The following is an 11,866-nucleotide window of genomic DNA, read 5'->3' on the forward strand; positions in this document are numbered from 1 at the left end:
TATGCCTTATAAAAAGAACGAACCGAAGTTCGCTCATTCTATCTAATTAGATGATTCACATTCAGTTGGAAAACCGTTCGTAAAACTTCTACTTGTATATGGCTCATAAGGCTCATCTGGTGGACCAGACGGACAATCATTAGAACAATCACATCTACTTCCAGAGATTCCTCCCATTAAATTTGCATGTAATTGTTCAGCATTAAAATTAGAAATTGACCTTTTGTTTAATGACAAATTTTTTAAATTTCTTTTTTTCATAATTAGAAAATTTTATGATTAATATACTTTGTAGTTCACAAACCTTGTATTTGTTACCCTTTTTTTAAATTCAATATTTTATCTTATTTAAAAATAGCAATTGTAATTACTCATAAAGTAACATCATAGTCAATTAAAGATCAAACAATTACTTATAAATTAACCCCAATAGTTTTAGTGACCCTTTATAAAAGGTCATATTTAGAAGTTTTATAGTAACCTAAATTATTGTTATTTAGCTTCATAAAATTTAATTGTCGGTTCCTGAACTTGTAAGATGGGAAAACATTATAATAGTATTAAAAGCACGTAGCCGTTTATAAATTTGGTGAAGGTGTACCCTATTCAGTAATTGATGACGGTTTTCTACATCTAGGAAACCGTTTTTTAGTTTATGAACTTTTCAACAACGGCACAGATGTATAAACACACAACATCAAGTAATTTTACGCAACTTATCAAAACCGTAAAATTCACATAGAAATTCAACAGTGAAAAGTGAGTTCTTTGACATGAAATTAATTAACTAATCTACCATGCTTAATTGCAAGTAATTTTTTTCTGGTGCAATCCGAAAAACCATAAAAGAGTAGGAATCGTTTTTAATTTTAAAATTTTATATCATGAGCGCACAAACAATCACAATTACATTCAAAGCAGAAGGAGCTACAGCATACACAGCTAACGTAACAGCATTAGAAGCTGGAAATATGGTTGACCCAAAAACGGGGCAAAATTGGAGTACAACACCAGATGGACAAAACCCATATGTTTGGAATAATGATGGAAATAATGCAAACAAATTTGGTTTAATGGCAAATTACAAATATAATAACGTAGAAGCTACAGCTTTTTCTCAGTTAGTTATTGATCCTACACAAATTTCTGGAGATGTTGAAGTTGTTGCAGAATTATGTACAGCTGCTATTGATAACGATAAAGGAAATACAATTTTACGCTTTAAGAGTACAACTGTAAACGGAGAAGTAAACGAAGCGGTAGCTTCTGTTTCTGTTTGGGGAAGTGACAAACCACAACCATCTTCTGAGTTTTATAGCTAAAACCCAAAACCAACCTACCATTTTTTAAAAGCAAAGCAGTTTCTTCTCTATCAGTTTGGAACTGCTTTTTTTAATTCTGAATTAAGATTGTAGATTTTTGAATTATGTTATTTACTCGTCAGATTGAGTAAAATTCCTTGAATTTTGTATCAAGATCTATTTAGTAGTAACAAACGTTTCTCTATACAATTTTCTTCATTCTATTTCGAAAATCACTCGAAGTGACAAAGCCAATTTCATTAAAACTGAATGCTTAATTTGTCATTCCGTATGTATTGCGGAATCCACTAGTATTCTAAATAGATTCCTGCCTTTACTTCGACTGCGTTCAATGTGACACGCAGGAATGACAATGTGATCCGTTCTACAACGGGATTTAATTCAACTAACATTTTTGAGTGTGTACTGTGTACTTCTCAAAACTGAGTTTCATTAAAACTTCACCTGCAACGTCGTATAAAAATTACGATTGTTTGATGGAATGATTCCTGGACCTGGATAACCTGTAGCACGTCGTGTAAAATATTCGTTATCTAATAGATTATTGATTCCAGCTTCAAGCTTAAAGTTTTTGTACGTATATGACAATGAAACATCTAAAATATCATAGGCAGGAATTTCACCAATCACACCACTTAAGTTACTTTCTACTGCATTAGATGCATCCGTAAATTGCTTTGCTAAATACGTATATTGAATGTTTGACAAGAAGTTTTTATAGCCAAATCGAATTCCTGTTTTTAGGTTTACGTTTGGTACAAATTCCACCTTGTTTCCTTCTACTCCATTTTCCTCTGTTTTGGTATATTCTGAGTTCATAATTGAAGCATTTATGAAGTAATTGAAACTATAATCGTTGTTTTTGATGAAAATTTCATTCAAATTAAAATCTAATAATGATTCTACTCCATACATTACAGCATCTCCAATATTTGCACGGACAGTTTTTACACTTCCATCAGGAAAACCTTGTTGTACAAAACCAATTCTATCATTGTAAAACAATCCAAAAGCACCAATATCATACGAAACAATATTCTTGTAATTTCCTCGTAATCCGAAATCAATTGTCATTCCTTTTTCATCATCAATATCAGGACTAATCGCAAAAGCAGGATTGATTATACTGATATCAGTAAATGTTACCGAACGATAGTTTTGTGATATATTTCCATAGATTTCTAATGCATCCGAAGGCTTATAACTTGCTCCTAATCCGAACAATACAAATGAACGTTCACGCACTTCGCTATTGTCAACTGTTTCGTTTAAAATTACATTTCCAGCGGCATCGGTGTTGATTCGCTTGAAAAATCCGTCACTTTCGGTTTTGATATGTTCAAATCGGAAACCTGGTGTAATAGACAGTTTATCATTTATATAAAATATATTTTCTCCAAAAACAGCAATGTTTAAGTTTGGATAATCATATGCTGATTGATTTTGATAGTTTGGAAAATCGTCTAATTGAAAATCAAAGTTTGGATCGTTTCCTGTAGAACCAGGACCTTGCTGACTTGTATTGTCTGCTTTGTAAAATTTTGAACCAACTAAGTATGTCGCCTTTTTTCCAAATACTTCATATTCACTCAACAAACGTGCTTCAAAGCCAAAGTTTTTAAAATCACCTTTAATTAAATCACGTTCTTCAACTGGATCAATCTGATTCACTCTATTTGTACGGAAACCTAGAGCATTTCTAGATGCTTGTAAACCAAACGCATTGAAAGTGAAATTTGTCTTTTCAGAGAATTTATGCGCAAACTTTACATTATACAATAACCAATCAATTTGAAACCAATTTCGTGCTCTATTACTTTGAAAAGGATTTTCTGCAAACATTTCATCTGTTAATCCACCAGCTTGTTTGGCTAAATATCGTAAGTAGGTAAGCTCTCCTTCTATTTTTGTATTTTCATTGAATTGATACCCAAGATGCACATAAGCATTTTTAGATTCAAACTCAGAATTTGGACGGAATCCATCTCCTTTTTTATAGTTGAAAAACGAATAGTAACTAAACTTTCCAGTTGTTCCGCTTACACTTGTAAAGTTTGTATATAAATTATTGCTTCCTATCGTGTTTCGCGTAATAAACTCGAATGGTTTTGTTTTATTTGGTTCTTTCATTACGAAGTTCACCAAACCACCAAATTGTGTTCCATATTGTAACGAAGCTGCTCCACGAATGATTTGAATTTCTTTGGTACCTTCTGCAGGTGGCGAATAGTAACTTTCTGGATATCCTAACACATCAGCGCTAATGTCATAACCATTTTGACGTGTATTAAAATTTGCTGTTCGGTTTGGATCTAAACCACGTCCACCAATATTAAGTTGCAAACCTGCATCGTCATTTTGATAAATATTTAAACCAACAACCTGACTGTATATTTGACGTGCATTATTGGAAGCTAAGTTTGCCATCGATTGATCTACTAATACAACTTCTGTCTTTTTTCCAGCATAGATAGCTGTTTCTTCTACGTCTTTTAAGCGTTTTAGTGTAAAAACTTTATTCTTACGTACATTTAACTGTACTTCTGATAATTGTTCTCCGAGTTCTTTTAAACCAATATTCAAAACCACATCTTTATTTACAACTACTTTTTTCTCGGTTACTTCATATTCAAACGAGAAAAACACTAAAATGATGTTTTCTTTTTCTGTCTCAAATTCGTAATAACCTTGCGCATTTGTTGTTGCAACTTTTCCAGAAGCTTTGTCATAAATATCAACATTTGCAATTGGTGAATTGGTTGCTGATGCAGTTACAGTTCCAGAAATTTTTTGCTGTGCAATTAGGGAAATGCTACACAAACAAAATGCAATAAGTACGCTAAAATTCTTAATGTTTATCATCGTTAAAGGGTAAAATCCACGTTTTAGGTTTGAATGATTCTTCTTCTTGGTACAAATCTACCGTTTTATCTATAAATAGTTGACTCAAATGTCCGTTGAGTGCCACATAACTTTCAACAAATACTTGCACATTTTTATGACCTTGATTCGTAAAATGGTCCCCTAAATAGTGTGCATATTCTAAAATAAAATCAGGTTGAAAACTCATTTGTTTTTCCTGTAAAGGCGTGAGAAAGTCACTGTTATTTACATAGAAAAAGTTATTAGTTTCTCCATCTACAATTTTAAATGTTGTACTTCCCATTTTTTCCATCAACATTACGCGCCATGAAAAACGATAGCCTTGTTCTGTCCAAAATAGATTGCCATTATACAACAGAAATCTGAAAGGAAATATGATTTGAATCATAAAAAACAGCATGACTACAGGAATAATTACTGATTTGAATTTTAGCTTGTATTCAGGTATGATTTCTATAGTTTTTGATTTGATTTGAATTACTTTTTGTATTACTTTTTTGATGAATGCAATGATTTTTTTGTGGAAATCAGCTTCAAAGAAAATTAATGATCCAACAATCATAACATACGGGAACATTCCTATTGGAAATAATACACGCGTGAATATGTGAAAGAAAACTACCAACGCAAATGCAAACCAACGTGTACGTTTGTAAAGTAATAAGAATGGAATGAATAAATCGTATAACATTCCTGACCAACTCATTGCATAGTGAAACCAATCTTGTTGCATCAATGTTTCTCCAATAATTGGCAAATCGTACTTGGAAGGCAACCAAATTTTAAGTGGCATAGCTTTGAATAACCAATCTGAATTTATTTTGGCTAGACCCGCATAGAAGTAGACAATTCCTAATAATAATTTTATCGCATCTATACACCAATTTGGAATTTCCTCAAAACTTCTTTTTCGAAAGATATTATCTATTGAAAATGTAGCATTTGCGGGAAGAAAGATGAGCAAAAAACTAAGAATACTTATGAAATAGTAATGATTTAAATAGGTTGTTTTCTCCATAAGTTCGATATATGTAAAACTAAGAAAAAACGTGATGATTGCCAATCGATATTTAAATCCTAACGCTACAAAAAATGCAGATAATCCACAGATAATGAATATGATATATGTAAAACTACCTAAGGGTTTTATCCATTCAAAACCATAATAAGAAAAGTGAAATGCAGGTTCGAGATAAATAGATTCTATCCAACCTTTTAACCAAAAACGAATGATACTGTAACACATCATTAAACCAAAACCAATACGAAATACCGCCAAGGGTGAAGCATTGGTTTTTTGGGTAAGATATGTTTGAAAACGATTCATCATTTTACACAAAAAAAGGTTGCCTTTGAATTACAGACAACCTTTTATATTTTGTTTTAGTTTGTATTAATCACCATCTGCATCTACGTAATCAACACTAATATTGAATGTTTGAAGCATATCAACTTTTAGTAATACAACTGCTGCTTGAAGTGCGTCATACGCTTGTGTCATTTTTGTATTATCCGTATTGATTTGAGTATAAAAGTTAGCGTTTAATGCTTGTATTTTTTCACGAGCAGTTCCAAACTGTCCGTTAATCATAGTTGCTAAGTCAGTTCTATCTAAATTGTCAAGATATCCTTTGAAACCAATTCCTGAAGTACTTGCTCCAAAATGTGTTCCGTTGAATATATTTTGAACAGCAGTTAATGCTTCTAAGGCTAATTCTTTAGAGACTTCTTGGTTGTAAAATCCTTCTACTTTTTCAGGTAGTGGAGTTGCTGAAAAGTTTCCTGCTGGAATTCCAAATTTATTTGCTCTTAATCCTTTTTCGTAATAGAAGATATAATCATTTACGATTTTGTTAGCAGCACTTGATGCTGTATTTGTAGTACTTGCAATAAAGGTAGCTCTGTATGAAGTATTCCAATCGTTTAACACGTCCTGTGTTAAGGTTTTCATTTGATTGATTAAATCTGAAAGATATGTTTGATTTTTAGCAGATTCAGCATCTGTTGTATATTTCTCTAGAATTTCAGTATCTGAAGCTCCAATTCCGTATATCATATAATCTACCGCAGGAAAACCAACTGCGTCATTATTATTAACAGCTGTTAAATCGTAATTGCTATTTGTAATATTGTTATGAATATCTATTGTATTTGTTGGATAGATATTCATTTGGAAGTGATATAGAATTTCTTCTGCTTTTCCAATATTGAAAGCTTCTACATGTTGCCATGTTTTGTAAGCTGTTAACCAACTAGCACGTAATCTATCTAAGTTAGCCTGATTTGAAATTGCAACGAAATCATCTTTTGAAGTTACCAACGCAGCTAAATTATTATTTAATTCTTCATATGCAGGAATAATTAAATTGTCTGCAAAATTACTAAGTAATGCGCCTCTATTAAATGGAGTTGTACCTGGTGTATCAGATACTACATTGTCATCACTTGAACTACAGGCTGCAATAAAAATTGCTAATAGTACTACTGGAAAGATTTTCTTTATCATCTTATTTCTATTTATTCTAAATAAACGTTGCAAAAGTAAAAAAGTAGCCAATGTTATCCTAACAGTTTGACTACTTTTTTATACTAATTCTAAATAATATTTTCTAGCTTCCAGCTTGAGTTGTTGTAAAGTTGAATTCTGCCGAGATTGTATCAGAAATTTCATCTAAAGTTGCAGGAGTTACATCCCAGAATCCGTTTCCAGTCATTAATTGAGAAATGAATCCATCAACTTGTGCTTTTGTAAAGTAAGGTACATTTGTTCCTGGTTTACGTGTAAACTGTAGGCTATAGATAAATCCGAATCCTTCAGATAAATCGTGAAATGCACTTGCATAATCAGTTCCTAAATTATTTTTTCCTTGTTGTAGATAGTATACTGCTCTTACACCAATTACTGTTGATATTTTCTCTCTAATAATTTCTGCTTGTTCATCACGAACTGTGTAATTTTTTGCAACAATTGCAGCTCTTCCTAGTTTAAATGCTTCATATACATCAGATGCAATTCCTGCAAAATCTGTATCACCTTCAACTCTTGCTAAATATTTGTTTAAGAAACTATCTTCATTTAAGATTGGTGCAGTTGCATTGTCTGTTCCGTAAAGGTATCCAAAAGCTTCATCCCATTTGTGCTCCATTGTTGTATAAGTTTTACCTTCTTCAACTGTTCCTGCATCATTATTAACTCTGTTATCTCCTGCATCTAAAACTGAAGTACTTAAGTAATTATTTAACATTTGATCCGCCATTAATGCACCAATTAATGCTTTGTTTACTGCTTGATTATACTCTAATCCTTTACCGTTAATGTAACGTGTAGAACCTCCACCAGCTTCTTGTAAGTTTCCTGCATTTCCTGCAGTTGCAGTTGTTCCCCAGTTTGGAAACACATTGTTTACTTGGTTTTCAATCCATGAATCAAAGTCCGCTTTTATTGCGTTCGCATCTGTTGTGTTTGCTGAGAAGTAATCTGAAGAAGCAGCTGTTTTACTGCGAATACTTTTTCCAGAAGCATTTAAATCTGTATCATTAAAGTCATTGTTACCTTCTGCATGTGCAAACATTCCGTCAAGCATTGCTTCGGTTCTCGTATTATCTTTTAATGCTGAAATTAGCTCTTCTCCCATTTCAATTCTAGTAGTTTGTCCACTGTAACTTACTGTAGAATTTCCATCTCTACTAAATGCATAAGTAGCTGGTGCTACAACTTGCGGGTCTACTGGAGCTGGTGCATCATCATCACTTGAGCATGATACAAATACAATATTTGAAATTGCTAATAATCCAACTATTACTTTTTTCATTATGACTGTTTTTATAGATGTTGTTATTTTTTTGGCAAATATATTATGGGTTTTTGAATTGACAAAGCTTATTTAGATTTAATCTTAGTTAAATTAAAAATAACATACTAAAATGCTTATTATCAATTATTTAAAAAAATACGACATCAAATTTTCGAAGAAATAGATTCTTTTATTTTTTACTAATCATGAAAAATTTATTTGAAATACGGTTTTCCGTAAGATATTTCTTTAAATAAAAAGTATACTTGACACATGCTTACAAAGCCTTATTCCTATTAATAAAACATCTTAGTAAATTTTTAAACTATAGACACCTATGACTAAAAATACTTCTCTCTATACATCTCATTGTATACTTTTTATATTTTCATTAGTGCTTGCTTCTTTTTTCTTTTCGTGCGGTTCGAGCCCTGAGCAAGAATTACAAAAAAAGATAAATATCGCTATAAGAAATGATGACAAAGTAGATAAACAAGAATGGGACGATTTCACTAATCATATAAAAGAAAACGAGGAGAATTTCCCTGAATTAATTGATGATAAAAATGAAATCAATATTGAAACCTTACAGGATCTTATTGTTGAAAGAGTCAATAAAAGAAGTAACAGTCAAAACATTGAAATATATAATCCAAATAAGATTAAAGAAGATGAAAAAGCTATTGATACTAAAATAAATTTCTATATAGAAAACTCTGGTAGCATGAATGGCTATGTAAGAGGAATTACTGACTTTGAAGTAAACCTTGGAAAATTATTAGTCCTATCAAAAAATTACGCTTCAGAGAATAAGATTCATATCAATTTTATCAATTCAGAAATACATCCAATTCCAGAAACTCAAGATTTAATTGAATTTGCTGAATCATTAGAACCAATTAATACTTCTCCTTATTATAAATTAGGTGGATCATATAGTGATCGAAAAACAAGCGTACTTAATGATATTTTAAAAAAGATTTTGGACAATACTAACGAAAATTCGATTTCTATTTTTGTTTCTGACTGTATTTATTCATTAGGATATTCAAAAGATGCTAAAGGTGCATTAGGCTATCAACAGAATGGAACTATGGCAGCTTATCTAGAGAAATTTAGAGAAAAGAAAGACTTAAATATAGTTACAGCAATATATAAAATTAACTCAGATTTTAATGGGAAATATTTTCCTTACACATACAAAGGATCAGAGAAAAACTATGTTATACTTGATGGTCAAAAACGACCTTATTATATATGGATTTTAGGAGATAATAAACGTGTCGATTCTTTCGTAGAAAAAATTAACTTTAAAGACTTTATCGGTTATGAAAACAGTTATTTCATTGCAAATATTAATTCTAAAAAACAACCATTTTTCACTGTCTTGAAGGAGACTAATAAGCTAGGTGATTTTAAACAAGGTGACCGGACATCAAGAAATATAAAAAGTATTGATGGTGTCAAGTATGAAAAAGGTGTACTTCAATTTTCAATAGCTATTGATCTTAGCAAAGTTCCTGTTGACAGGAATTATTTAGAAAATAAAGAAAACTATAAAATTAATGAAGGCTTCTTTATAAAATCAATAGAAACTGTCAATCGTGATAAAATTACTCGTAGAGATTTCTTAACCGTTGAAAAGACAACAGCTACGCACATCATTACCGTATCAACCACAAATAAATATTCCATTCGTAATCTTCAATTAGAGCTCTTAAATAAAATCCCGTCTTGGGTAGCAGAAAGTAGTAGTGTTGATGATAGAAATATAAAAAGAGAACTCAATAAAACTTTTGGGTTATCATATTTGATTAATGGAGTGACTGACGCTTATAATGAAAAAAACAGCTCAAACAATACATCATATTTCAATATAGACATTAATATAAAAAAATAAAAAAATGGATTTAAATAATATTTTCTCAGAAATATTTGAGATTCTAGGATATGCTGGCACATTTTCTCAAGACCTCTATCAAGAACAATTGTATCCGATTATTGGCTTACTTGGCGTATTCGTAAGTTTAGCTTTGGTACTTATATTTTATTTTATTATCAACAGACCAAAATTTTCTCGCTGGCAACACTGGTTGATAATTCTTTTAGTGAATTTCTTAATTGCATTTTTAATTGGTCTACTCCTTCCTTTGAACACATTTGATGGCCTAGGAATTGAGTATGAAACTTCAAAGTATATCACATTTGGATTTAAGAACGCTATCATAGTAACTATCTATTTCATTATATGGACATACTGCTTTAAATGGTGGAAATCGAACGCAAAAGGAACTCCAAAATTATTTTTTGGGAAATTTTAAACAATACATTCAACTAAAAACATAAAAAACTATGGCAAAACTTTACGTATTTGGAATTGGAGGAACTGGAGCTAGAGTGATTAAATCATTAACAATGCTACTCGCTACGGGAGTTACTACAAATTATGATATTGTACCAATTCTTATAGATCCTGATAGTGCAAGTGGAGATTTAAATAAAACAATAAAATTATTACGCGATTATCAAAATATTCAAAAACAAACTGAAGAATATGAACCAAATTTGTTCTTTAAGAATAAAATTTCAACGCTCACTGATGTTGTTGTTGAAAAAGGTAGTAGTGTGAAAGTAGTAGATGGTTTTCGCTTTGAGTTAGATGGCGTACAAAATTATAGGTTTAAAGATTTTATAGATTTTAATTCTCTGGATCAGAATAATAAGAACTTGACTAAGTTACTTTTTTCAGAAAAGAATTTAGACGCAGAATTGGAAGTAGGCTTTAAAGGACACCCAAATATTGGAAGTGTTGTTTTAAATCAGTTTTCAAAATCAGAAGTTTTTCAATCGTTCGCAGATAGTTTTCAAGAAGAAGATCGGATTTTTATCATCAGTTCTATTTTTGGTGGAACAGGAGCCGCAGGATTTCCACTTTTATTAAAAAATATTCGTAAAGGAATTGTTGGAGGGAAACATTATGCACATCTAAAAGATGCTAGAATCGGAGCTATTAGTATTCAACCATATTTTAAAGTCAAACAAGATGAAAGTTCAGAAATAGACAGCCATAGTTTTATTACAAAAACAAAGGCGGCTTTGCATTATTATTCCAGAAACATTACAGGGAACAAATCTATCAATGCTTTGTATTATATTGGAGATACTGTTGATAATCCGTACGAAAATATCGAAGGTGGAACGAAACAAAAAAATGATGCGCATTTTATTGAAGTAGCTTCTGCCTTGTCTGTAATTGACTTTGCTAGTATTGATGACACACAATTAGAAACCATTAAAGAAACAGCTACATACCCTGTTTATAAAGAATTTGGAGTTATGGCAGATGGACAAATTAACTTAAATACTTTATATGAAAGTACTAGGGAAATTTTACTATCAAATTTAACATCCTATTTTTATTTCAATTTATTCTTAAAAGAAAAACTCAATTGGGCAATATCAAAATCGTATCCTTTTACCGAAGATGCTACTGCCAAGATTGACTCAAATTTTACACATCAATCATTTTACAAAACACTTTCTAATTTCAATTTGGAATACAGAATTTGGTTGGCACAATTACAACGAAATCAAGTATCATTTACTCCGTTTGAAATTGAGCCAGTAATCAATCAATACAACGAAGTGACTGATTTCAAAGTAAACACTAAAAGCATTTTTACATTAGTACGAAATATTCCTGAACGCAAAGGCATAAATCCGTTTGCACAAAACAATTATGAATTATTCGTAGATCATTTAAACAAAGCTTCACACAAATTAGGAAATGCACCTAACACTCCAAAACGATTTATGGGTGTCTTTTCACAAGGAATAAAAACATTAGTTGATAAAAAATTACTATAA

9 protein-coding genes are annotated in these 11,866 nt (G+C 31.2%); 4 read left to right on the top strand and 5 right to left on the bottom strand.

Annotated features, from left to right (window positions below):
- Positions 1–42: 42 nt before the first annotated feature.
- Positions 43–261, bottom strand: coding sequence for a class I lanthipeptide (locus Q0828_RS16480; RefSeq protein ID WP_298423501.1), 219 nt, complete (start codon positions 259–261; stop codon positions 43–45).
- A 623-nt stretch (positions 262–884) separates the two neighbouring features.
- Between Q0828_RS16480 and Q0828_RS16485 the strand changes: the two genes are divergently transcribed.
- On the top strand, positions 885–1,322 hold the full coding sequence (locus Q0828_RS16485) for a hypothetical protein (protein ID WP_298423504.1): 438 nt from the start codon (positions 885–887) through the stop codon (positions 1,320–1,322).
- 432 nt (positions 1,323–1,754) lie between these two features.
- On the opposite strand, the gene Q0828_RS16490 is transcribed toward Q0828_RS16485, so the two are convergent.
- From Q0828_RS16490 to Q0828_RS16505, 4 genes are all read right to left on the bottom strand, one after another.
- Positions 1,755–4,184: a TonB-dependent receptor gene (locus Q0828_RS16490; RefSeq protein WP_298423507.1), complete on the bottom strand. Its 2,430-nt coding sequence runs from the start codon at positions 4,182–4,184 to the stop codon at positions 1,755–1,757.
- Positions 4,171–5,535, bottom strand: a complete 1,365-nt coding sequence (locus tag Q0828_RS16495) for an HTTM domain-containing protein (protein WP_298423509.1) — start codon at positions 5,533–5,535, stop codon at positions 4,171–4,173. Before Q0828_RS16495 ends, Q0828_RS16490 begins: the two co-directional genes overlap by 14 nt.
- 63 nt (positions 5,536–5,598) lie before the next feature.
- Positions 5,599–6,711 (bottom strand): imelysin family protein, encoded by a 1,113-nt coding sequence (locus Q0828_RS16500; protein WP_298423512.1) that lies wholly within the window; start codon positions 6,709–6,711, stop codon positions 5,599–5,601.
- Between the two features lie 103 nt (positions 6,712–6,814).
- Positions 6,815–8,017, bottom strand: coding sequence for a DUF4856 domain-containing protein (locus Q0828_RS16505; RefSeq protein ID WP_298423518.1), 1,203 nt, complete (start codon positions 8,015–8,017; stop codon positions 6,815–6,817).
- A gap of 319 nt (positions 8,018–8,336) precedes the next feature.
- On the opposite strand from Q0828_RS16505, the gene Q0828_RS16510 reads away from it, so the two are divergent.
- Genes Q0828_RS16510 through Q0828_RS16520 form a run of 3 tightly spaced genes read left to right on the top strand, consistent with a single transcriptional unit; the run spans position 8,337 to position 11,866 of the window.
- A complete protein-coding gene (locus Q0828_RS16510; RefSeq protein ID WP_298423521.1) occupies positions 8,337–9,899 on the top strand; it encodes a hypothetical protein in 1,563 nt (520 codons plus the stop codon).
- Positions 9,900–9,903: 4 nt separating this feature from the next.
- On the top strand, positions 9,904–10,320 hold the full coding sequence (locus Q0828_RS16515) for a hypothetical protein (protein ID WP_298423524.1): 417 nt from the start codon (positions 9,904–9,906) through the stop codon (positions 10,318–10,320).
- Positions 10,321–10,351: 31 nt separating this feature from the next.
- Positions 10,352–11,866, top strand: a complete 1,515-nt coding sequence (locus Q0828_RS16520; RefSeq protein WP_298423527.1) for a hypothetical protein — start codon at positions 10,352–10,354, stop codon at positions 11,864–11,866.

The sequence above is a fragment of the uncultured Kordia sp. genome, assembly GCF_947496985.1.
Lineage (GTDB): Bacteria > Bacteroidota > Bacteroidia > Flavobacteriales > Flavobacteriaceae > Kordia.

Excerpts from the sequence above, each read along its gene's own strand:
- Q0828_RS16510 (WP_298423521.1), top strand. The coding sequence starts at position 8,337 with ATGACTAAAAATACTTCTCTCTATACATCTCATTGTATACTTTTTATA.
- Q0828_RS16490 (WP_298423507.1), bottom strand. The coding sequence starts at position 4,184 with ATGATAAACATTAAGAATTTTAGCGTACTTATTGCATTTTGTTTGTGT.
- Q0828_RS16485 (WP_298423504.1), top strand. The coding sequence starts at position 885 with ATGAGCGCACAAACAATCACAATTACATTCAAAGCAGAAGGAGCTACA.
- Q0828_RS16515 (WP_298423524.1), top strand. The coding sequence starts at position 9,904 with ATGGATTTAAATAATATTTTCTCAGAAATATTTGAGATTCTAGGATAT.
- Q0828_RS16495 (WP_298423509.1), bottom strand. The coding sequence starts at position 5,535 with ATGATGAATCGTTTTCAAACATATCTTACCCAAAAAACCAATGCTTCA.
- Q0828_RS16480 (WP_298423501.1), bottom strand. The coding sequence starts at position 261 with ATGAAAAAAAGAAATTTAAAAAATTTGTCATTAAACAAAAGGTCAATT.
- Q0828_RS16505 (WP_298423518.1), bottom strand. The coding sequence starts at position 8,017 with ATGAAAAAAGTAATAGTTGGATTATTAGCAATTTCAAATATTGTATTT.
- Q0828_RS16520 (WP_298423527.1), top strand. The coding sequence starts at position 10,352 with ATGGCAAAACTTTACGTATTTGGAATTGGAGGAACTGGAGCTAGAGTG.
- Q0828_RS16500 (WP_298423512.1), bottom strand. The coding sequence starts at position 6,711 with ATGATAAAGAAAATCTTTCCAGTAGTACTATTAGCAATTTTTATTGCA.